Source organism: Microlunatus sp. Gsoil 973 (genome assembly GCF_009707365.1).
Classification (GTDB): domain Bacteria; phylum Actinomycetota; class Actinomycetes; order Propionibacteriales; family Propionibacteriaceae; genus Microlunatus.
The window spans coordinates 4,088,917-4,110,320 of record NZ_CP046122.1; the positions used below are offsets into that span (position 1 = coordinate 4,088,917).

Genomic DNA, 21,404 nt, shown 5'->3' on the forward strand with positions numbered 1-21,404 from the left:
ACCCGGGTCACTTCGCCGCGGACGGACTGGCCGGCGCCGGGCGATTCTCCAGGGACGGATCGGCCACATCGACTGCAGGCAGTGTGATCCGCTTGCGGAACGTCCAGTAGCTCCACGCCTGGTAGGCGATGACGATCGGCACCAGGACTACCGCGGACCAGGTCATGATCGTCAGCGTGTAGTGGGTGGCCGAGGAGTTGTGGATGGTCAGGCTCCACTCGGGGTTGGTCGTGCTCGGGATCAGCCGCGGGTAGAGCGCTGTGAACAACGTGATCACCAGACCGCCGACGGTCACCGCGGTGCCGGCGAACGACCAACCGTCCCGATCGAGCAGATGCATGCCCAGCCCGAAGAGCAACGCCAGTGCCGTGATGATCGAACAGACAAGCACCGCCCTGTGGTTCTCGATCCCGGGTAGCCGGTTCAGCCAGAACAGGAGGCCGACACCGAGCACGACGGTGATCGCGCCGACCACTGATGCCTGCCGTTTGGCGCGCAATCGCAGCTCACCGGAGGTCCGCAGTACGAGGAACACCGATCCGTGGGTGAGGAACAGCGACAGCGTCACCAGTCCGGCCAGCAGCGCGAACGGGTTCAGCAGATCGAGCAGCGACCCGGTGAAGTCGTGCTGAGCGTTGATCGGGAGACCGCGGACGATGTTGCCGAAGGCGACACCCCAGAGCAGCGCCGGCAGGAACGACCCGATGATGATGCACAGGTCCCAGCGCCGCCGCCAGGCGGCGTCCTCGCGGTGTTCCCGATACTCCAGACCGACGGCCCGGACGATCAGACCGACCAGGATCGCCAGCAGCGGAAGGTAGAAGGTGCTGAAGGTCGTCGCGTACCAGCCGGGGAAGGCAGCGAACATCGCGCCGCCGGCGACGATCACCCAGACCTCGTTGCCGTCCCATACCGGCATGATCGTCGACAGCACTGCGTGCCGTTCGCGATCCTTCCTGCCGATCAGCGGCAGGGAAAGACCGACCCCGAAGTCGAAGCCCTCCAGGACGAAATAGCCGATCCACAGAACGGCCTCGATGATGAACCAAACGGTGGTGAGATCCATGATCATCCTCAGCGATCTGCGAGCTCAGTAGGCGTACGACAGTGGTTTGTCCGCGCTGTCGGGTTCGGGTTCGGGTTCGACATCGGGCAGTCCGGCACTGATCGCACGGGTGAACAGCCTGAGTTCGATCACCGCCAGCACGCCGTACAGACCGGTGAGGATGATCAAGGAGATCAACACCTGCACCGGGGTGAGGTTGGGTGAGATGCCGTCCCGGGTCGGCAACAGTCCGAACACCAGCCAGGGTTGCCGGCCCATCTCGGTGAAGATCCAGCCGAACGAGTTGCCCAGCAACGGCAGGAACGGCAGCAGGATCGGCCCGTATCGCCAGACCAGTCCCCAGAACCCGGTGGTTGCCGGATCGCGGCCGTTCCGGGTCAACCAGAGGATCAGCACGCCGCCGGCGAAGGCGACGAAGCCGACGCCCATCATGATCCGGAACGTCCAGTAGGTGACCGGGATGTTCGGCGCGTAATCGCCCGGACCGTACTTCTGGGCGTACTCGGTCTGCAGGTTGTTGATGCCCTGCACCTCACCGGTGAAGTTGCTGTGCGCGAGGAAGGAGAGCAGTCGTGGCACCTTGATCGCCCAGACTTCGTGCCTGCCGTCCAGGGTGCCGATGGTGATGATCGAGAAGGATGCCGGCTTCTCGGTGTTGTACAGCGCCTCGGCGGCTGCCATCTTCATCGGCTGGACGTCGGTCATCACCTTGCCCTGGGTGTCGCCGGCGATGAAGGTCAGCGCGCCGGCGATCAACAGGGTGACCGTGCCGATCTTGAGTGCGGTGCGGAAGGCGGATCGGGAATCCTCGTCCTCGGGATCCCGCACGTAGTCGGCAGCGGTTCCCCCGGCGGCGATCATGGCGGCCTGTCCGGCGCGGTCCGTGCGGGCCACCCGGACCAGGTGCCACGCGGCGGCTGCTGTAACCACACTCGCACCGACCATGTAGCAGGCCGAGATCTGATGCGGCATGGTGGCCAGCAGCACCGGGTTGGTCAGGACGGCTCCGAAGTCGATCAGCTCAGCACGGCCCAACTCGGTGTTGATCGTGTAGCCGACCGGGTGCTGCATGAAGGAATTGGCGGCCAGGATCCAGAAGGCGCTCAGCACGGTGCCGACGGCGACCAGCCAGATGCAGGCCAGGTGGACCTTCTTCGGCAGCTTGTCCCAGCCGAAGATCCACAGCCCGAGGAAGGTCGATTCCATGAAGAAGGCCAGCAGGCCCTCCAACGCCAGCGGCGCACCGAAGATGTCGCCGACGAACCGGGAGAACGCGCTCCAGTTCATGCCGAACTGGAACTCCTGGACGATGCCAGTGACGACCCCGATGGTGAAGTTGATCAGAAACAGCTTGCCGTAGAACCGGGTGAGCTTCAGATAGCGCGGGTTGTCGGTGCGTACCCAGGCCGTCTGCATTCCGGCGACCAGACCGGCCAGGCCGATGCTGACCGGAACGAAGAAGAAGTGGTAGACGATGGTGATCCCGAACTGCAGTCGGGAGAGCAGCACTGTGTCCATGTCAGGCGCTATCGACTTCCGTTGGATGGACCGGTTGTGGTCATGGCTCGAAACTACTACGTAGGGTAGTACTAGACAACGTAGTACGACATGGGTAGTACGGGCGGCTAGACTGGGGGACGTGGTGAGTTCCTTGGGTGACCTCGAACGTCGAGTGATGGAAGAGCTGTGGGCCGCCGCGGCGCCCCGCTCCGTTCGTGAGGTTCATGCTGCGCTGATCCGCGACCGGGACCTGGCGTACACGACTGTGATGACGGTGCTGGACCGGCTGGCGAAGAAGGGCCTGGTGATCCGGGAGAGTGCCGGCCGCGCCTACCTCTATTCGGCGGTGCAGACCCGTGAGGAGATGGTCGCCGAGGTGATGCACGACGCCCTGGACGGCACCGAACAGGATCGCACGGCGGCATTGGTGGCCTTCGTCGACCGGGTCACCCCGGACGAGGCGGCCACCATGCGTGATGCGCTGGCCCGACTGGAGGCCAAGAACGCCGTACCGCCCACGAACTGATCAGCCGGACCTGACGAGATGATCGGCGTAGCGCTGGGGATCCTGGCTGTGATCCTGGTCGGCCCGGGTTCCATCTGGGTCGGTCGCTGGACCATTCTGCACCGGGCGCCGCGCCCGGCGGTCGTGCTGTGGCAGGCAGGATCGGTGTCGGCGTTGCTCTCCGTCGTTGGCGCCGGTCTGGCGCTCAGTCTCGGCCTCTTCCACAATCCCGATCCGTCGGTGGCCGAGATCATCGTCTACTCGCTGATCCTGATCTTCACCGTCGTAGTCGTTGGCCGGCTGGTCTGGTCGCTGATCATCGTTGTCCGTACCTCCGGTGCTCGTCGAACCCGGCACCGGCGTGCAGTGGATCTGCTGGACCAGGTCGGACGTCGGGCCGAGCTGGCCGGACCGCCCGGGCTGCGGGTGATGAACGAACCCGTGCCCGTCGCCTACTGCCTGCCGGCCGTCCGGCACTCCCGCGTCGTCGTCAGCGACGGCGCTCTGCGCACCCTGTCCCGCGACGAGGTGGCCGCCGTCCTGGCCCACGAGGAAGCACACGTCCGGGCCCGGCACGACCTGGTGCTGGACACCTTCACCGCACTGCACCGGGCCTTCCCCATCGCGGTCCGCAGCGACGTACCGCTGAACGAGGCACGGCTGCTGGTCGAGTTGCTGGCCGATGACGCGGCCCGGCGACGCACCGGGGCAGTCCCGCTGGCCCGGGCTCTGGTCGCGATGGCGGCGGCCCCGGTACCGCGGTTCGCGATGGGGGTCAGTTACGGCACGGTCGTCCGGGTCTCCCGGCTCGCCGAAGACGTACGGCCTCACCGGCTGCTGAGTGCCGGGATCTACCTGCTGGCGCTCGGTCTGATCGCCCTGCCGGTGGTCATCGTCGGCGCTCCGCAGATCCTCGACTGGCTCGGCATCGTGGTCAATCTCGGCTGGTTCTGACCCGTCGCCCGTCCGGTGACGATCAGCGACGGTGGCCGGTCGGATCGATGCCCGCCAGCATCATGCCCTGACCGAGTGAATGGCTGTGCGCGTCGGTCAACGGCGGATCGGCCGGATCGCGGAACTGGACCAGCCAGGTCGTCCGTGCCTCGTTGCTGATGTTGACGCCCGACCCGTGCACCGTCAGACAGCTGAAGAAGAGCACGTCGCCGGCCTTGGCGGGCTGCGGCACGGCCTCCTCGAACGGCACATCGTTGAGGTGGAAGCCGCCGTCGGGATCATGCTCCCGGGGCCCGGCCAGGTGACTGCCGGGCACGACCCGGACGCAGCCCTTCTCCTCCGGTGCATCGTCGAAGTGGAAGATCGCCGCCGCGACCCGGTTGTCGGTGTGCGGGAAGAAGGGGTGATCTTGGTGCAGCGGGAACGGCGACCCGTTCTCCGGTGGCTTGACGAACAGCTTGGTGTGGTGCAGTTGCACATTGGGGGTGCCGAGGACCGCTGCCGCCACGCCGGTGAAGCGCGGGTCGGTGAGCAGCCGGCTGAAGGCGGCATCGTAGAACTGGGCGTCGTGCAGGTGCTGCAGGCTGGTCGCCCGGCCCATCGACACCGTCGACGCCGAACCCCAGGTCGGGTCGGCGGCCTGCTCCAGTCGCTGCAACAGTTCGTGGCTGGTACGCCGGTAGGCCGCGGCTTCCTCCGGGGTCAGCAGCCCGGAGACCTTGACGAACCCGTCGCGTTGGTAGTCGGCGGCCAGTTGATCAAGGTCGGGGGACGCGATGGCAGTCATCGTTGACGATCCTTCTCATCGGTGGGGGTCGGAGCGACCGGCGGGTCGGCCGCGGTATCCAACCTAGACCGATCAGCTGACCGAGACCGTCTGGGTGTCCCAGCCGGTCGCCCCGTTGGGTGCGGGAGGTGCCTGCTGGGAGGTCTGAACGCGGCCGTCGGCGTCGGTCGCCCGCACGGTCAGGGTGTGGTCACCGGGTTCGGCATCCCAGGTCCACACCCACTGCCGCCAGGTGTCCGGTCCTACCGTGTCGGCCAGTTTCGCGGTCTGCCACGGCTGGTTGTCCACCCGCACCTCGACCTTGCTGATTCCGGTGTGCTGCGCCCAGGCGACCCCGGCGACCGGCACCTTCCCGGCCCGCACATTGCCGGATGGCGTGTCGATCCGGGAGGCGAGCTTGATCGGACCGCGCGGCGCCCAGCCCAACGGCGTCCAGTAGCCGTGATCCGCCTCGAAGGTGGTCACGTTGAGCGAATGGATCCACTTGGTGGCCGAGACGTAGCCGTACAGTCCCGGTACCACCATCCGGGCCGGGAAGCCGTGTTCGGCCGGCAGCGGCTGCCCGTTCATCCCGATCGCGATGATCGCATCGCGATCGGGATCGGTCAGCGCGTCCAGTGGGGTGCTGGCGGTGAAACCGTCGACGCTGCGGGACAGCACCATGTCGGCGTGGGCACTGGGTCCGGCGAGTTTGAGCAACTCCCGGACCGGATAGCCGAGCCAGCGGGCATTGCCGGCCAGCCCGCCGCCGACCTCGTTGGAGACACAGGTCAGCGTCACGTAGTGCTCGGACAGCGGCAGTTGCAGCAGTTGCTGCCAGGTGATCGTCACCTCATGATCAACCATCCCGGTGATGGTCAGCGACCAGGTCTCCGGATCGACGATCGGCACCTGGAAAGCCGTGTCGATCCGATAGAAGGTGCCATTGGCGGTGACGTACGGTGTCAGGCCGCTGATCTCGAGGTCCGCGCCGGCCGGAACCGGAGACGCAGGCTTCGCGGGCGCCGGCAACTGCACCAGCGATCGGGCCTTCAGCGCCATCGACTTGCCGCTGGACAGCGCTCGGGACGCGGTGCCGACGACGATCGACGTACCGCCGATCACCGCGCTGGTGATCAAGAACCGCCGACGGTCGGTGCGCAACTGGGAGTCCGGGGGCGGTGGCTGCAGCACCGACGGATCGGACCACCCGTGCAATCGACCGATCAACAGCCGGAGCACCAGATAGCAGACCAGGGTGCCGATGATCACCGGCGGAAAGGCGGAGAATCCGACATCCGGCCGGGTGCCGATCGCGATGATCGCCAGCAGGCACAGCAGGACCGGCCCGGCCACCCCCGCCCATCGGCGGGCGTACTCGATCCGACCCGCGACGCCGGTGATCACCAGCGCCACCACGGCGACGATGATCAGCAACACCGGTTTGTCGGCGAACCGCAGGGTGTCCTTGCCGAAGTTGATCAGGCCGGCGGGCAGCAGGCCGACGACGAACTCGCTGATCGCGCTCAGCGGCTCGCCCAGCGGCGTCAGCAACCAGCTGATCACCTCAGCGGTGGCCACACCAGCCAGTCCGGCGACCACGCCGGACAGCCAGGCCAGCAACACGGGCGAACCGCCCGAACCACCGTTGGAGTTGCCCGGAACCTCGGTCGTGCCGCCCCGTCGGGAGGCCGTCATCACCATTCCTCCATCGTGCTCCGCCGTCGCGCATCGATCCAACCCGGGAGGCGATCCGTCCCCGATCCGTAATCGGGCGGTCATCAGCTGTGCTGCGCTGGTGCGTCTGTGCTGGGCCGACCGTGCTGGGGGGATTTGCCGAGGTAGGGCGTCCGGGCCGGCCACTATCGTGGCGCCGTGACCGATCTGCCCGAGTGCTTCCGCCATCTGCCCGGCTGGGTCGACGCGCCGGAACGACTGTTCGACGAGCTGGTCGAGCAGCTGGACTGGGAGCAGAACGACATCACCATCGCCGGTCGGACCAGCAAGACGCCCCGGCTGACCTGCTGGATGGGTGACTACGCCTACACCTACTCCGGGGTGCGGAACGAGCCGCGCCCCTTGCCTCCGTTGCTGGCCGGGCTGCAGGAACGCCTGATCGCCGAGTCCGGAGCCATGTACAACTCCTGCCTGGCCAACCTCTACCGCGACGGACGGGACTCGATCGGCTATCACAGCGACAACGAACCCGAACTCGGCGACCGGCCGACGATCGCTTCGATCAGCCTGGGCAGCCGCCGCGCGTTCCACGTCAAGCAGCTCGCCACCGGCCAACGGTGGACGCTCGAGCTCGGCGCCGGTGACCTGTTGATCATGGGTGACGAGTCCCAGTCGGATTATCGGCACGCCGTTCCCAAGACCGCGCGGCCGGTCGGGCCGCGGATGAACCTGACCTTCCGGCACTTCCAGGTCTGACGGGTGGCAGGATGCGGGCAGCACGATCAAGGAGGATCAGATGACCGCTGACACCGAGCGTCCTGTCGGACAGGACCAAGATGTCGAAGCAGTTCTTGGGCAGCTGACCCTGGAGGAGAAGGCCGCGCTGAGCATCGGCGGTGACATCTGGCACACCGCCGCCGTCGAGCGGCTCGGCATCGAGCCGATCATGGTATCGGATGGACCGCACGGACTGCGGGCGCAGTTCCAGACCGGTGACCATGTTGGGCTGGGTGACAGCGTGCCGGCGACCTGCTACCCGACCGCCTCGGCACTCGCCTCCTCCTGGAACCCTGATCTTGTCCGCCGGGTCGGTGCGGCGATCGGCCGGGAGGCGCTGCGCTGGCAGGTGTCGGTGGTGCTCGGGCCGGGGGTCAACATGAAGCGGTCGCCACTGTGCGGGCGGAACTTCGAATACCTGTCCGAAGACCCCTGGCTGGCCGGTGAGCTGGCGACGGCGATGGTGCAGGGCATCCAGAGCCAGGGTGTCGGCGCCTCGCTGAAGCACTTCGCGGTCAACAACCAGGAGACCGACCGGATGCGGGTGAGTGCGGAAGTTGATCAACGGACTCTCCGGGAGATCTACCTGCCGGCCTTCGAACGGGTGATCAAGGTCGCGGAGCCATGGACGGTGATGTGTTCCTACAACAAGATCAACAGAACGTACGCCTCGCAGCATCATTGGCTGCTGACCGAGGTGCTCAGGGAGGAATGGGGTTATGACGGTCTGGTGATGTCGGACTGGGGTGCAGTCCATGATCGTCCGGCGGCGGTTGCTGCCGGGCTGGATCTGGAGATGCCGCCGCTGATCGGGCACAGCGACGTCGCAGTCGTCAGGGCCGTACGCGACGGGACGCTGCCCGAGTCCACCCTGGACGAGACCGTACGACGAGTGCTGCGGCTGGTCGCCAGGTCCCGTCCGGCACGACAGGCCGAGCACGCCTTCGACGAGGATGATCATCATCGGATCGCCCGCGAGGCGGCCCGGCAGTCGGCCGTCCTGCTGAAGAATTCGGATGGGCTGTTGCCGGTCGGATCGCCCGGGCAACGAATCCTGGTGATCGGAGAGTTCGCCCGCGAACCGCGGTTCCAGGGCGCCGGGTCCTCCCAGGTCAACCCGACTCGGATCGACATCCCGCTGGACGAACTGGCGACCCTGGCCGGTCCGGACGTGACCGTCGACTTCGTCCCCGGCTACAGCCTGGAGGACGCTGCGAGCGACGAAGGGTTGCGTGCCGAGGCGCTGACGGCGGCCCGGGAGGCTGACGCAGTGCTCGCATTCCTCGGACTGCCGGCGTCGGCCGAGTCCGAAGGATTCGACCGGACCCGGCTGGATCTGCCCGACAACCAGCTGGCACTGCTGGACGCCCTGCAGGATCATCGCGACAAGGTCGCGGTCATCCTGGCCAACGGCTCGGCGGTGCGGACGTCGACCTGGCAGCATCAGGTCTCGGCCATCCTCGAGTGCTGGCTGTCCGGCCAGGCGGCCGGTGGCGCGGTGGCCGAACTGTTGCTCGGCCGGGCGAACCCGTCCGGCAAGCTTGCCGAGACCATCCCCATCCGGTTGCAGGACAACAGTTCCTATCTGAACTTTCCCGGTGGTGACGGGATCGTCCGATACGGCGAGGGGATCTTCATCGGCTATCGCGGCTACGACCGGTCCGAGCAGGAGGTGAGCTTCCCGTTCGGCCACGGGCTGTCCTACACCAGTTTCCAGATCTCCGAACCGTCGGCGGTCGTCCAGGGCAGCGTCGAGTCCGGTGATCTCATCGTCACGATCACGGCGACGGTGACCAACACCGGCCGACGTGGCGGTGCCGAGGTCGTGCAGGCCTACGTCGGCGATCCACTGTCGATCGTTCCTCGCCCGGTCCGTGAGCTGAAGGCGTTCGCCCGGGTCGAACTGCAGCCGGGGGAGAGCGCGGACGTGGCGATGACCCTGGACGAGCGGGCGTTCGCGTTCTGGTCGGAGCGGCTCAACCGCTGGGCCGTCGAAGCCGGTGAGTTCGTGATCAGCGTCGGCTCCTCCTCACGGGATCTTGCCGGTTCCACCTCGATCATGATCGACGCTCCCTCAGTGACCGGTCCCATTCATCGCGACTCGACGATGGCCGAGTGGTTGGCCGACCCGGCGGCCGCGGCGATGTTGACCGCCGACCCGCGCATCGACGGAGCGTTGCAGGCGATGGACGAGCCGATGCGTGCGATGTTCGGCGACATGCCCGCCTCCACGGTTGCCGGCTTCGGTTTCCTCGGCTTCGATCTCGGAGCACTCGATGACATGATCAGCAAATTGAACAACGACGTGAAGGAGACCGATGTCTGACGCCCATCCCCTTGCCGGTAAGCGGATCCTGGTCACCGGCGCCGAAGGCAACATCGGCAGTGCCGTGTGTGAACGGTTGGCGGGTCACGGTGCGTTGATCACCGGGCTGTCCCTGGTGCCGGCCGCCCGGGCCGGGCGTCCGGAGCCGCCGATGGACCGGGTCCTGCACGGCGACACCACCGATGTCGACACGGTTGCCGACGCCTTGGAGGGTGTGGAGCTCGTGGTGCATCTGGCCGCCATTCCCAGCCCGGGAGGGCATCCGCCGTACACCGTCTTCCGTACCAATGTGAACTCGACCTTCAACGTGCTCTCCCAGGCCGGCGAACGCGGTGTCCGGCGGGCGGTCTTCGCCAGCAGCATCAATCACACCGGACTGCCGTTCAACTCCCACGATGTGCTGCCGGCCTACTACCCGATGGACGAGCAGCTGCCGTCGGATCTGGACGACGGCTACGCGCTGAGCAAGTACGTCGACGAGATCACCGCGCGCATGGTGCACCGGCACTGGGGAGTGGACTCCGTCGGCTTCCGCTTCCCGTTCGTCGCGCCGGCGGAGATGATCGCCCGGCATTCGGAACGCTCGACCCAAGATCCCGTACCCGGAGCTCGCGAGGGCTGGTCCTACCTCGACGTCCGCGACGCCGCACTCGCCGTGGAACTTGCCCTGCTCGCCCCGGTAACGGGGTCCGTACCGGTCTACGTCACTGCGGACAACACCCTGGTGCCCTACCGCACCGAGGAACTTCTCGATCGGTACGCGCCGGGCGTGCCGCGCAACCGGCGGTTCGTCGAGCGCGAGGTCGCGGTCGATCTGACCCGGGCGCGTACTCTGCTGGGATTCCGGGCCGAACACCAGCTCGAGCTGTCCACCCGACCGCTGCCGTGACCGGTCCGGCGGTTCCGGGCTACATCTGCCCGCGCGACGGCCGGACGAGTGCGGCCGCCGCGCTGCAGTGGCGCTGCCCGGACTGCGGTTCGCCGTGGGACCTGGCGTTCACCGCGGGCGGAGTCGATCGCGCCGCGCTACCGGATCGGGTGTCGTCGCTGTGGCGCTACGCCGAGGCACTGCCGCTGTCGGATCCGACGATCAGCTTCGGCGAGGGCCGTACACCCTTGGTTCCGATGAACGCCAGATTGTCGGTGAAGCTCGACTTCCTGATGCCCACGCTGTCCTTCAAGGATCGCGGTGCGGTGATGTTGCTGGAGGCCGCCCGCCGGGTGGAACCCGATCTTGTCGTCGCCGACAGCAGTGGCAACGCCGGGACCGCTGTCGCCGCGTACGCTGCCCGCGCCCGGCCTGCCGTCTGTGATCTTCGTGCCGGGTACGACGTCGGCCAAGAAGGTCGAGCAGATCCGGGCGCACGGCGCCGAAGTGATGATCGTCGACGGCGACCGGGAGGCCACAGCGCGGGCTGCGCAGCAGGCGGCGGAGCGGCCCGGCGCCTTCTACGCCAGCCACGTCTACAACCCGTACTTCCTGCACGGCACCAAGACCTATGCCTACGAACTCTGGGAGGATCTCGGCGGTCGGCTGCCGGAGCTGATCGTCCTCCCGGTGGGCAACGGCACGCTGGTGCTCGGCGTCACGCTCGGCCTGGCCGAGCTTGTCGATCATGGTCTGATCGATCGGGCGCCGCCGGTCGTCGCCGTCCAGGCGGAGGCGGTTTCACCGTTGGCCCGGGCCCGGGCGGAGGGCCTGGCCGAGGTGCCGCCGGGTTATGCAACCTCGGCCGACACCCTCGCCGAGGGCATCGCCATCGCCGAACCGGCGCGATCGGCGCAGATCCTGGTCGCGATCGACAATTCCGGCGGTGACATCGTCACCGTCCCCGACGCCGAGGTCCGTGCGGCCCAACGTGATCTTGCCGGCCGCGGCCTGTACGTCGAAGCCACTGCCGCGGCCTGCTGGGCGGCCGTCCGGCACGCCGAGAACTCCGACCGCGATCAACCCGGTTGGCGCCTGCTCCACGAGCGGCAGACCGTGGTCCCGCTCTGCGGCGCCGGTCTGAAGACCGGCCTCCTCTGACCTCCCATCCCCGCGAGGGGTCACATAATCCCTGATTTGCGCGGCGTGTCGTCGTCCGGTCGCTCACGCCCGCGACGACACGCCGTGCGAATCAGGGATTATCTGACCCCTCGCCAGGAAGGTCGGCCCCGTCGAGGTCTCAGACATCTCGGCGGTCGATAGCGGAATTGATTGGTGCTGGGCGGGTGGTTGTGATCGACTGCGTCGGTGGATCGCGTGCGGATTGAACAGGTTGATCTGACTGACCAGAGCCAACTGGTGAAGTGGAACGAGGTGCTTCGCATCGGATACACCACGGGCCGGGATGCAGCCTGGTGGCGTAGTGCCGAGGCGACGGTTTCACAGTTCCGGTCACCAAAGCCCGGTCGCGTCTCCGTCGCGCTGCTGGCCTCTCGCGATGGTCGACCGGTGGGTGCCGCCGAGGCTCATGTCGATCCCGGTGAAGTAGCCGAGGTCGAGTTGTCGGTACTGCCGGATCGTCGGCGCGAACTCGTGGGCGTGGCGTTGGCTGGTGCGGTCCGGACGTCTCTGGCCGGTCGGGCGGCCCGGGTCCGGGCGGAGACCTATTCCGATGCCGGGATCGCGTTCGCTGAGCACCTCGGCCTGGAGGTGGGGAACAGGGAATCCCGGCAACTGCTGGATCTGCCCGTGAGCGCCCAACGGCTGGCTCAGCTCGACCGCCCGTCACCAGATGTCGAAGTCACGGCCTGGACAGGTCACTGTCCGGAGGAGTTGGTGGACGATTGGGCAAGGCTGACCAGGCAGATGGATGCCGATGTGCCGATGGGTGAGCTGACGCGGTCGACGCGGGTCACCGACGTTGCGGCAGTCCGAGAGAATGAAGACCGGATGCGCGCCCAGGGATATGTGCTGGTCAATTCCCTGGCCCGGATCGGCGGACGGGCCGTTGGTTACACCGAAATGCTGGTCTCCGGCCACGATCCCGACATCGTCAACCAGGACGACACGCTCGTCGATCGAGCGCATCGTGGCCGCGGTATCGGTCGAGCGCTGAAGCTGGCCAATCTTCGTCAGCTTCAGAAGGTCCCTGAAGCACGGGACTCGCGCTGGGTGCAGACCTACACCGCGACAGACAACGCTCCGATGCTGGCGCTGAACCGAGCAGTAGGTTTCCGGGAAGCAGACATCATGACCGCCCTCGAGGGGCCACTGACGACATAGCCGGCATCGACCGATCCCAGGACTACGATCCCTTGTCGCAACGGCCCGGACGACATCGATGCGGATAGTGGCGTACGCGTCAACCCTTCGACCAGCCGTCGACTGCCTGGGCCCATGGGCCGATCTTCACCGCGGCGTTGTCGAGCGCGTCCAGGGTGGTCGGTTCGCCGCGGATCCGTGGGACGAGCCGTACGGAGTCCGCACCGGGTACGGCGGTGACCTTCCGCGCTTGTCGCGTCGCGGCTGGAGTTGGACGATGCGCCCCCACTCCAAGGTGGCGATCAGCCGGTACGACCACCCGTGAGGCGACGACACCCGGACTCGACGGCGTTGTGGACACGTCGGTCTGTCGCGCGCCGTCGCTTGGAGGAACTGCACGCGTGGCGTGCCCTTGACCGCACACGGCCGCTCGGAGACATTCCGGGCCATGAGCGCGCCGTGAACCGGCGCCCTGTCGCAGTGTCCGGGCTGCTCAGGGCCACCTCGAGGTCCTTGCCGGTGCAGACGGGCGCGGCAGGGTCGGCCGGCCATGGCTCTACGCCGGCCGGAAGGGGCGCCGGGTGGGCTTCGGTGCGGGAGGGCTCACAGCGCCGACCAGGGACATCGTGCCAGCAACCCAACAGTCGTGCCTTCCCAATGGCGGTGCGGCCGACACCGTGATCACGGTGTGGTCCGATCTCGATCTTCGCGTGACACTCGCCAAGATCATCAACTGTGGACCATGATCACGTTCCAGTCCCGCCGCGCACCTGCCGCACCAGTTCGTCGACGCCGCACCTTTTCTCGGCGGCGCACCAGCTGCATTGGGTGCGCGGACGAGTAACCGGTGCGGAGGCGAGCAAGCGGTGCGCCCGTGGTCGGGCCGGACACAACGCGATCTGCCGGCGTCAGGCTGCGGTGAAGCGTACGGTGTCTACCAGTCCGCGACCGAGCCGTCGTTCTCGTGGTAGGTCTCTCCGCCGCGCTCGGCGTGGTATCCATACGACTCGCCGGTGAACTCCTTCATGGCCTCTGGCTCGTCGACCTCGACGCCTAGGCCGGGCGGTCTCCCACAATTGTCGCGATTGCCTGCCGTCGTACACCGGGGGTGGACAAGACATCACCGATGCTGATCGGTGATGGCATCAGCACCCTGACGTACGGGCTGACCTCACCGGACGGCGAGTGGGTGCTGCGCGTGTCCCGCCGCCATTCCGAGCCGTGGACCTGGCGCGGCGGCCGCCGGCATGAGGTTGCGTTGCTGGCCGAATTCCGACGCCATGGCGTTCCGGTTCCGGACGGCGCGGTGGTGATCGAACAAGTGAACGTGATGCCGAGCGCGATCCTCCAACGGCGAGTCGTCGGGAAACCGCTGAACGGTTAGCTGGTCCAGAGTGATCCACGACTGGTGCAAGAGATCGCCGACGTTCTCGACCGGCTGCATGCGTTCGATGTCGACGACGCCATCGAGCGCGGTGTGCCGCAGGAAGACCCGACTGCGGAGTCTCGGCACGCTCTGGCCACAGTCGATCTGGACACCGACCTACGCCGGCGGGCGGAAGCTGCGATCGAGATGCTGGAGGGTCGCCGAACGATCCCGGTCGTGTGTCATCGAGACTTCCGCGTCGAACACCTGATCATCGACGACAACGGCGCGCTGGCCGGGCTTCTTGATCTTGGAGAGGTGGGAGTTGACGATCCGGCGGTCGATCTCGCCTTCCTGGACGGCGGGCTCGGCCCGACCGTCGTGGCAGAGATCTGTCAGGCGATGGACACTGCGGATCCCGGTTTGAACGCCGCCGCTCGGACGTTCCACAACCTCTGGCCGCTGCTCGAACTGGCGCCGGGCGGCGAATCCTGCGGTGACCCGGCTACCGCCCGCAGTCGCTTGGATGCGCTGATCTGATGTTCGCCGGGTCGTCAAGAGAACCCGCTCCGGGAGACGTTGAACGGGTCGCTGAGCTGATGATCACGAAAACGTGCCCGGGCCGGAGGATCGCTCGCTCCGACCGGGGACCGGGGGACTCAGTTCGTGACTGTACGAAGAGCCGCTCGCGAACAAGTCGATGCTGGCCCTTTCGGGGCGCGCAGCCTCGACGGTCGACGGGTCAGCTCAGACGATCTCGGCGTCGGTGATCTTCACGCCGAAGTCTCCACCGTCATCGAACCGGCCGATCACCGTCACGGTATCGCCCTTGCTGACCTTGGCCAGCTGGCCATTGGGGATGTCATAGCACTGCACCGACAGCAGTTCATACTCCTCGCCCAGGTCGAGGATGTACTGGCTGTCGTCGAACAGATCGGTGTCGACCTTGTCCACCCGGCCCGTGATCTTGAGCGTCTTGCCCTTGTACTTGTTGTCGGCAGCAAACTCGTTGTCCTCGAACTCCTTGACGACCTTGCTCGCCTTGACCGAGATGATCTTGGAGGCGGGCTTCTTGGTTGCCTTCGGCTTGGTCGCCGTGCTCGGTTTTGAGGAGGCCTTCGATTTGCTCGGTGCGCTCGCGGGCGCCGTCGCGCGCTCGGTGACGGTGGTCGTCGGCCGGGGGTCGCTGGCTGCCGCGTCGTCGTTGCCACCGCCTGTGGTGCCGATGACGATGCCGATGATCAGTGCGCCGCCGGCGAACAGCCAGGTACGGAGCCAGTGGCCTTTCGCCTTGGGCTGCTGCCGCGGCGGCTGGTAGTTGGGCATAGGTGGCTGAAAGGGGAGGCATCGGTGGCTGTTGGTTGGGCATCGGCGATTGCGCATTCTGCGGAGCCTGATTGGGCCATTGCTCGTGGGTCAACTTGGGTTTCCTGGTCCTCTTCTTACTTGCCGGTATCTGCGCATGTACAGCGACAGCAGAGTTTCCCGAGATCGCCGATGCACGCAGTTGCGGTTTGGTTCCTCGTGCCGAGTCATCGGCTGAGAACCATTGACATCAGCTCGACGATAGAGGTGCATTACGTGCACCACTGCCGATTGGCTCACAAAGGGACCTAGGTCCCAATGCAGGTACGTGCGACGAGGCGTCTTCGGCGAGGCCGAGCTCGATCGGCACGTCAGTGATCCAGACCTGCTACTGGTGTGCCGGACTCCCCAAGTACGGCTGGACGCGAATCGTCGATATTTCGCACCCACCGACGATCACCACTTCAATCGGGCAATCTGGGGGTTCAATTGCTCCGGCATCCGCGCGGGGTGTCGTCATCCGGGAGCGCGTGCCATGCGCCGACACACCGCATAAATGCGGGATTATCCGACCCCTCGCCAGAATTTGGCGGCGTTCAGGGCGTGGTGAGGCCCCAGACCCGGGCGAACTCGTCTGCGGCCGTGATCACCCGGGAGGTCCGACCCATGATCAACGGCGCCTTGTGCGGGCCGGGGACGGTGTGCCCGCCGCCGTCGACCCGATACAGCACAACTGGGGCCGGCTGGGTGCCGTACTCCAGTCGGCTCACCGCGGTGCCGCCGTCGGCACCCAGATCTTCGGTCCGTACCGGGCCGTCGATCCCGTACCGGTCGGCGAAGAAGCGCGCTGTGTCTTCGGCCGACAGGCCGAGGCCGCGGGGCCGGAGACCCCACAGGCTTGCCATGCCACCCTCGTACGGCACCAGCTTGTCGCGCGTCCCGTGCACCAGCGCCAACGGAACCGGCACCGGGCCGGCGTCGACGTCGAGCCGGTTCTCCGGCGCGGGCATGGTCGCCGAGATCGCGCCGGCACCCGCCAGGTCTGCGCCGATCTCGAGCAGCAGCCGGAGCACCATCGCCCCGCCGTTGGAGTAGCCGAACACGTACGTCCTGGCCGGGTCCGCCCCGTATCGCCCAGCCAGCTTCGCGATCGCCGCCCTGACGAACGCGACATCGTCGACCCCGTCGCGCCGGGCGGCCTGGTCCAGTCCGCGCCGGGCGTCGTTCCAATGACCGCGATAGCCGTCGAGGTAGCCGACCACGCCGAGGTCGGCCAGTCGGTCGAATTGTCCGCCGGTGAACTTCCGGAAGCCCGAGGCCGATTGGTTGGAACCGTGCAGCCCGAGGAAGATCGCACCGCGTTCTGATCGAGGCCCGGTCACCGTCGTCAGTGAGCGGTCCCGACCATCAACGGTGATCGTCAGCTGGTCGTCCATCACGCGCCGTTCTTTGAGTGCCTCAAGGATCGTTCTTTGAGAATATCAAAGAATCAGCGCTACAGTTCCGACATGTCCGCCGCCAAAGCCGAGCGCCAGTCGGCACCCGACGACGGCGCACTGGCACTGGACATCCTTCGGGCCTCCGTCCGGCTGACGGCCCGGATCGGTGACCTGCTGTCCGGACTCGGGCTCACCCAGGTGATGGCCGGCGGGTTGTGGGCCGTCACCGACGAACCGACCGGCACGCCGATGAAGCAGCTCGCCGAGGTTCTGGCCTGCGACCGGTCCAACGCCACCCTGGTGGCTGCCAAGCTCGAGGCTGCCGGGCTCGCCGAACGCGTCACTGATCCGACCGACCGGCGGGTACGCGTACTGCGGTTGACGCCGGCGGGGACCGCGAAGCGGCGCGAACTGGTTTCGGCGATCGGCGCGGCAAGCGGATTGCACCGGCTGGACGACACCGGACGTCGGGCGCTGGCCGAAGCCCTGGCGCAGGTGCTGCAGACCTAGACCGAAAACGCAAAGGACCCGAGCCGAACCCATCCGGTCCAGTAGCACCCGATGTGATCGGCTCGGATCCTTTGAGCCAGTGGTCGTACCGTTCGGACGACACGCCGCCCAAATAGGGGATTTACTGACCCCTCGCGCGGTTGGGGGGTCAGGCTCGGGCGGCCCCGGGGATCGCGGGGACCGGTTCGGGAGCTTCGTCCAACTCCTCGGGCGCATTGTTGAACTGGCTGTTGTACAGCTCGTAGTAGGCGCCCTTGGCGGTGAGCAACTGCTCGTGGTTGCCCTGTTCGACGATCTTGCCGTGCTGCATCACCAGGATCACGTCGGCGTCCCGGATGGTCGACAACCGGTGCGCGATCACGAAGCTGGTCCGATCGGAACGCAGCCGGGCCATCGCCTGTTGCACCAGAAGCTCGGTCCGGGTGTCGACCGAGCTGGTCGCCTCGTCCAGGATCAACAGCGCCGGATCGGCCAGGAACGCCCGGGCGATGGTGAGCAACTGCTTCTCACCGGCCGACACATTGCTGCCCTCCTCGTCGATCGCCGTCTCGTATCCGTCCGGCAGCGAGTGGACGAAGCGGTCGACGTAGGTCGCCTCGGCAGCCGCGTGGATCTCCTCCTCGGTCGCGTCCGGCCGGCCGTAGGCGATGTTGTCCCGGATGGTGCCGTGGAACAGCCAGGTGTCCTGCAACACCATCCCGATCTTCGATCGCAGGTCCGCACGCGGCACGCTGGCGATGTCCACGCCGTCCATGGTGATCCTGCCGCCATTGAGTTCGTAGAAGCGCATGATCAGGTTCACCAGCGTGGTCTTGCCGGCACCGGTCGGCCCGACGATCGCCACGGTCTGTCCCGGCTCGGCGACCAGCGACAGATCGGTGATCAACCGCTTGTCCGGATCGTAGGAGAAGTCCACGTGCTCGAATGCGACCCGGCCGCGGGTGGCCGGCAGCGAGCCGGTCGACTCCGGGGTCTGCTCGGTCTCGTCCAGCACCTCGAACACTCGCTCGGCCGAAGCCACACCGGACTGCAGCAGGTTGGCCATCGAGGCCAGCTGGGTCAGCGGCTGAGTGAACTGCCGGGAGTACTGGATGAACGCCTGCACATCGCCAAGGCTCAGGCTCCCCGACGCGACCCGAAGACCGCCGACCACGGCGATGATCACGTAGTTGAGGTTCCCGACGAACATCATCACCGGCATCATCATCCCGGAGATGAACTGTGCGCCGAAGCCTGACTGGTAGAGCTGCTCGTTCTTCTCGTTGAACAGGGCCTCGACCTCGTGCCGGCGGCCGAACACCTTGACCAGGGAATGGCCGGTGTAGGCCTCCTCGACCTGGCTGTTCACCTCGCCGGTGCTACGCCACATCTGGACGAACCGCTTCTGTGACTGCTTGCCGATCAGGGTGGTCAGCCCGATCGCGACCGGGATGGTGACCAGGGCGATCACCGACAGCAACGGTGAGATCGACAGCATCAGCACGATCACGCCGATCACCGTCAGCAACGAGGTCAGCAACTGGCTGAGCGTCTGCTGCAGCGACTGGGAGATGTTGTCGATGTCGTTGGTCACCCGGCTGAGCAGCTCGCCCCGGGTCTGCCGGTCGAAGTAGCTCAGCGGTAGCCGGTTGATCTTGCCTTCCACGTCCTCCCGTAGCCGGTAGACCGACCGCTGGACGACCACGTTCAGGATCCGGGCCTGGATGGCCAGCGCCACCGAGGAGGCCGCGAAGAGCAGGACGGCGAGCCCGAGGATCTGGGCCAGGTGATCGAAGTTGATGCCTTGGCCGGGAACGAAGTCCCGCAATCCGCTGACCAGATCGGCAAGCTGGTTCTGCCCCGACTGTCGGAGGGCCTCGATCACCTGTTCCTTGGTCGTCCCGGGTGGGAACCGGTCGCCGATCGCCCGACCGAAGATTCCGGCGAACAGGACGTCGGTGCCACGGCCGAGGATCTTCGGTCCGACAACGCTCATCACGATGCCGGCGACGGCCAGCACAACGACCAGCACCAGCCGGACCCGTTCCGGTGCCAGGTGGCCGAGCAGCCGCTTCAGCGAAGGCCAGAAGTTCATCGCCTTCTCGTGCATCTGGGCGTTCATGTGTCCCGGGCCGCGTTGCACGTTCTTGGCGTAGTCGGGACGCTCGTTGGCCTTCTTGGTGGCCTGCTGCGCGCCCGTCTCCTCGGCGGTGGACACCTCGTTCGCCTGGGAATCGGCCGGGGAATTGGTACGTGTGTCTTCGCTCATGCGGCTGCCTCCTCGGCGCTGAGCTGGGAGTCGACGATCTCGGCGTAGGTCGGGCTCGTCTCCAGCAGTTGATCATGAGTTCCGATGCCGACGATCCGGCCGTCCTCGAGGACGATGATCTGGTCGGCGTCGGCGATGGTGGACACCCGCTGTCCGACGATGATCACCGACGCGTCGGCGGTCTCCGGTTTGAGGGCGGCCCGGAGCCGGGCGTCGGTGGCGACGTCGAGGGCGGAGAACGAGTCGTCGAAGACATAGATCTCCGGGCGCTTGACCAGGGCCCGCGCGATCGACAGCCGTTGCCGCTGGCCACCAGAAACGTTGGTGCCACCCTGGGAGATCGGCGCATCAAGGCCACCGGGCATCTCCGCGACGAAGTCTGCCGCCTGGGCAACCCCGAGGGCGTGCCAGAGTTCCTCGTCGGTGGCGTCGGGGTTGCCGTAGCGCAGGTTGCTGGCCACTGTCCCGGAGAACAGGAACGGACGCTGCGGCACCAGTCCGACCTTGCTCCACAGCAGTTCCGCGTCCAGGTCCCGGACCTCGACGCCGTCGACGGTCACCGAGCCTCCGGTCAGGTCGAACAATCGCGGGATCAGCGAGATCAGCGTGGTCTTGCCGGCACCGGTGGATCCGATCACCGCCGTCGTCTGTCCCGGATGCGCGGCGAACGTGATGTCATGCAGCACCGGGGAGTCGGCGCCGGGATAGGTGAACTCGGCGTTGGTGAACCGGACGACCCCGCGGGCGGTGGCGTCGGTCGCCAGGACCGGGTTGGGCGGCAGGACGACGCTGGAGTCGGTGTCGAGGACCTCGCCGATGCGCTCGGCCGAGACGGCGGCGCGCGGGGCGATCATCAGCAGGAAGGTCGCCATCATCACCGACATCAGGATCTGGATCAGGTAGGTGAGGAAGGCGGTCATCTCGCCGATCTGCATCTTCCCGGCGTCGATCCGCATTCCTCCGAACCAGATCACCGCTGCGCTGGACAGGTTCATGATCAAGATGACCACCGGGAACATCAGCGCGAAGAGCCGGCCGACCCGCAGACCGATGTCGGTGAGGTCCTCGTTCGCGTCGGCGAACCGCTTGATCTCGTACGGCTCGCGGACGAAGGCGCGTACCACCCGGATACCGGTGATCTGTTCCCGCAGCACCCGGTTCACGGTGTCGATCCGCTTCTGCATCTTGCGGAACAGCGGCCCGAGGCGGATCACGATCAGGCCGATGGAGATGGCCAGCACCGGGACGCAGACGACGATCAGCCAGGCCAGGCCGGCATTCTCGCGCAGCGCCATGATCACGCCACCGACCATGGTGATCGGTGCGGCGACCAGCATGGTGCAGCTCATCAGAACCAGCATCTGGACCTGCTGGACGTCGTTGGTGTTCCTGGTGATCAGCGAGGGTGCGCCGAAGTGGTTGACCTCACGGGCGGAGAACTGCAGCACCCGGTCGAAGATCGCGGCGCGGAGGTCGCGGCCGTACGCCATCGCAGTCCTTGCGCCGAAGTAGACGGCGGTGATCGTGGCGATGACCTGGACCAGGCTGATCGCCAGCATGATTCCACCGGTCCGCCAGATGTAGTCGATGTCGAGTTTGGCAACGCCCTGATCGATGATCTTTGCGTTGAGGCTCGGTAGGTACAGGTTGGCCAGCGTGCCGATCAACTGGAACAGCACGACAAGGGTGAGGAAACCCTTGTACGGCCCCAGATATCGGCGGAGCAGAGAAATGAGCACGAGACATCCTTCGATTCGCTCTTGCGGTGGGTCGTG

The 21,404-nt window shown here is 66.6% G+C and carries 19 protein-coding genes and 1 pseudogene; 12 read left to right on the top strand and 8 right to left on the bottom strand.

The annotated features are described in order from the left end of the window. Positions 1–7 precede the first annotated feature (7 nt). Both cydB and GJV80_RS19245 read right to left on the bottom strand, forming a co-directional pair. On the bottom strand, positions 8–1,066 hold the full coding sequence (gene cydB, locus GJV80_RS19240) for a cytochrome d ubiquinol oxidase subunit II (protein WP_154689283.1): 1,059 nt from the start codon (positions 1,064–1,066) through the stop codon (positions 8–10). A 24-nt stretch (positions 1,067–1,090) separates the two neighbouring features. Next, complete coding sequence (locus GJV80_RS19245) at positions 1,091–2,584, bottom strand: cytochrome ubiquinol oxidase subunit I (protein ID WP_154689284.1); 1,494 nt, start codon at positions 2,582–2,584, stop codon at positions 1,091–1,093. Between the two features lie 121 nt (positions 2,585–2,705). Here GJV80_RS19245 and GJV80_RS19250 point away from each other — a divergent pair, with 121 nt between their 5' ends. Then, a complete protein-coding gene (locus tag GJV80_RS19250) occupies positions 2,706–3,092 on the top strand; it encodes a BlaI/MecI/CopY family transcriptional regulator (protein ID WP_305070106.1) in 387 nt (128 codons plus the stop codon). Positions 3,093–3,110: 18 nt separating this feature from the next. After that, positions 3,111–4,025, top strand: coding sequence for a M56 family metallopeptidase (locus GJV80_RS19255; protein WP_154689285.1), 915 nt, complete (start codon positions 3,111–3,113; stop codon positions 4,023–4,025). A 22-nt stretch (positions 4,026–4,047) separates the two neighbouring features. On the opposite strand, the gene GJV80_RS19260 is transcribed toward GJV80_RS19255, so the two are convergent. Continuing rightward, positions 4,048–4,812 (bottom strand): phytanoyl-CoA dioxygenase family protein, encoded by a 765-nt coding sequence (locus GJV80_RS19260; RefSeq protein ID WP_154689286.1) that lies wholly within the window; start codon positions 4,810–4,812, stop codon positions 4,048–4,050. A gap of 72 nt (positions 4,813–4,884) precedes the next feature. Then, complete coding sequence (locus GJV80_RS19265; RefSeq protein ID WP_154689287.1) at positions 4,885–6,489, bottom strand: molybdopterin-dependent oxidoreductase; 1,605 nt, start codon at positions 6,487–6,489, stop codon at positions 4,885–4,887. A gap of 177 nt (positions 6,490–6,666) precedes the next feature. On the opposite strand from GJV80_RS19265, the gene GJV80_RS19270 reads away from it, so the two are divergent. The 9 genes and pseudogenes from GJV80_RS19270 (at position 6,667) to GJV80_RS19305 (ending at position 14,667) form a co-directional block, all read left to right on the top strand. Further along, positions 6,667–7,224, top strand: a complete 558-nt coding sequence (locus GJV80_RS19270) for an alpha-ketoglutarate-dependent dioxygenase AlkB (RefSeq protein ID WP_154689288.1) — start codon at positions 6,667–6,669, stop codon at positions 7,222–7,224. A 40-nt stretch (positions 7,225–7,264) separates the two neighbouring features. Next, positions 7,265–9,571, top strand: coding sequence for a glycoside hydrolase family 3 C-terminal domain-containing protein (locus GJV80_RS19275; RefSeq protein WP_154689289.1), 2,307 nt, complete (start codon positions 7,265–7,267; stop codon positions 9,569–9,571). Beyond that, positions 9,564–10,460 (top strand): NAD(P)-dependent oxidoreductase, encoded by an 897-nt coding sequence (locus tag GJV80_RS19280; RefSeq protein ID WP_154689290.1) that lies wholly within the window; start codon positions 9,564–9,566, stop codon positions 10,458–10,460. Before GJV80_RS19275 ends, GJV80_RS19280 begins: the two co-directional genes overlap by 8 nt. A 236-nt stretch (positions 10,461–10,696) precedes the next feature. Next, a pseudogene (locus tag GJV80_RS25235) lies at positions 10,697–10,807 on the top strand (hypothetical protein); the annotation flags it as partial. A 73-nt stretch (positions 10,808–10,880) separates the two neighbouring features. Continuing rightward, positions 10,881–11,600, top strand: coding sequence for a pyridoxal-phosphate dependent enzyme (locus tag GJV80_RS19285; protein ID WP_370518864.1), 720 nt, complete (start codon positions 10,881–10,883; stop codon positions 11,598–11,600). Between the two features lie 216 nt (positions 11,601–11,816). Next, positions 11,817–12,782 (top strand): GNAT family N-acetyltransferase, encoded by a 966-nt coding sequence (locus GJV80_RS19290; RefSeq protein WP_154689291.1) that lies wholly within the window; start codon positions 11,817–11,819, stop codon positions 12,780–12,782. A 67-nt stretch (positions 12,783–12,849) separates the two neighbouring features. Continuing rightward, positions 12,850–13,086: a hypothetical protein gene (locus GJV80_RS19295; RefSeq protein ID WP_154689292.1), complete on the top strand. Its 237-nt coding sequence runs from the start codon at positions 12,850–12,852 to the stop codon at positions 13,084–13,086. Positions 13,087–13,887: 801 nt separating this feature from the next. After that, positions 13,888–14,145, top strand: a complete 258-nt coding sequence (locus tag GJV80_RS19300; protein ID WP_154689293.1) for a phosphotransferase — start codon at positions 13,888–13,890, stop codon at positions 14,143–14,145. A 24-nt stretch (positions 14,146–14,169) separates the two neighbouring features. Then, positions 14,170–14,667: a phosphotransferase gene (locus GJV80_RS19305; RefSeq protein ID WP_195909018.1), complete on the top strand. Its 498-nt coding sequence runs from the start codon at positions 14,170–14,172 to the stop codon at positions 14,665–14,667. A 207-nt stretch (positions 14,668–14,874) separates the two neighbouring features. On the opposite strand, the gene GJV80_RS19310 is transcribed toward GJV80_RS19305, so the two are convergent. Together GJV80_RS19310 and GJV80_RS19315 are read right to left on the bottom strand one after the other, a co-directional pair. Further along, positions 14,875–15,453, bottom strand: coding sequence for a hypothetical protein (locus GJV80_RS19310; protein WP_195909019.1), 579 nt, complete (start codon positions 15,451–15,453; stop codon positions 14,875–14,877). 575 nt (positions 15,454–16,028) lie between these two features. Continuing rightward, the gene (locus GJV80_RS19315) at positions 16,029–16,868 is read right to left on the bottom strand and encodes a PHB depolymerase family esterase (RefSeq protein WP_154689296.1); all 840 of its coding nucleotides are present in this window, start codon (positions 16,866–16,868) and stop codon (positions 16,029–16,031) included. Between the two features lie 72 nt (positions 16,869–16,940). Here GJV80_RS19315 and GJV80_RS19320 point away from each other — a divergent pair, with 72 nt between their 5' ends. Next, complete coding sequence (locus GJV80_RS19320; RefSeq protein ID WP_154689297.1) at positions 16,941–17,381, top strand: MarR family winged helix-turn-helix transcriptional regulator; 441 nt, start codon at positions 16,941–16,943, stop codon at positions 17,379–17,381. A 148-nt stretch (positions 17,382–17,529) separates the two neighbouring features. On the opposite strand, the gene GJV80_RS19325 is transcribed toward GJV80_RS19320, so the two are convergent. Together GJV80_RS19325 and GJV80_RS19330 are read right to left on the bottom strand one after the other, a co-directional pair. Beyond that, entirely contained in the window at positions 17,530–19,629 is a 2,100-nt protein-coding gene (locus GJV80_RS19325; protein WP_154689298.1) for an ABC transporter ATP-binding protein, read from the bottom strand. Beyond that, positions 19,626–21,368, bottom strand: coding sequence for an ABC transporter ATP-binding protein (locus GJV80_RS19330; protein WP_154689299.1), 1,743 nt, complete (start codon positions 21,366–21,368; stop codon positions 19,626–19,628). The genes GJV80_RS19325 and GJV80_RS19330 overlap by 4 nt, the downstream gene beginning before the upstream one ends. Between the last annotated feature and the right edge of the window lie 36 nt (positions 21,369–21,404).

Bases quoted from the DNA above. Each gene is read 5' to 3' on its own strand.
- cydB (WP_154689283.1), bottom strand. From the start codon at position 1,066: ATGGATCTCACCACCGTTTGGTTCATCATCGAGGCCGTTCTGTGGATC.
- GJV80_RS19245 (WP_154689284.1), bottom strand. From the start codon at position 2,584: ATGGACACAGTGCTGCTCTCCCGACTGCAGTTCGGGATCACCATCGTC.
- GJV80_RS19255 (WP_154689285.1), top strand. From the start codon at position 3,111: ATGATCGGCGTAGCGCTGGGGATCCTGGCTGTGATCCTGGTCGGCCCG.
- GJV80_RS19260 (WP_154689286.1), bottom strand. From the start codon at position 4,812: ATGACTGCCATCGCGTCCCCCGACCTTGATCAACTGGCCGCCGACTAC.
- GJV80_RS19265 (WP_154689287.1), bottom strand. From the start codon at position 6,489: ATGACGGCCTCCCGACGGGGCGGCACGACCGAGGTTCCGGGCAACTCC.
- GJV80_RS19275 (WP_154689289.1), top strand. From the start codon at position 7,265: ATGACCGCTGACACCGAGCGTCCTGTCGGACAGGACCAAGATGTCGAA.
- GJV80_RS19280 (WP_154689290.1), top strand. From the start codon at position 9,564: ATGTCTGACGCCCATCCCCTTGCCGGTAAGCGGATCCTGGTCACCGGC.
- GJV80_RS19300 (WP_154689293.1), top strand. From the start codon at position 13,888: ATGCTGATCGGTGATGGCATCAGCACCCTGACGTACGGGCTGACCTCA.
- GJV80_RS19310 (WP_195909019.1), bottom strand. From the start codon at position 15,453: ATGCCCAACTACCAGCCGCCGCGGCAGCAGCCCAAGGCGAAAGGCCAC.
- GJV80_RS19315 (WP_154689296.1), bottom strand. From the start codon at position 16,868: ATGGACGACCAGCTGACGATCACCGTTGATGGTCGGGACCGCTCACTG.
- GJV80_RS19320 (WP_154689297.1), top strand. From the start codon at position 16,941: ATGTCCGCCGCCAAAGCCGAGCGCCAGTCGGCACCCGACGACGGCGCA.
- GJV80_RS19325 (WP_154689298.1), bottom strand. From the start codon at position 19,629: ATGAGCGAAGACACACGTACCAATTCCCCGGCCGATTCCCAGGCGAAC.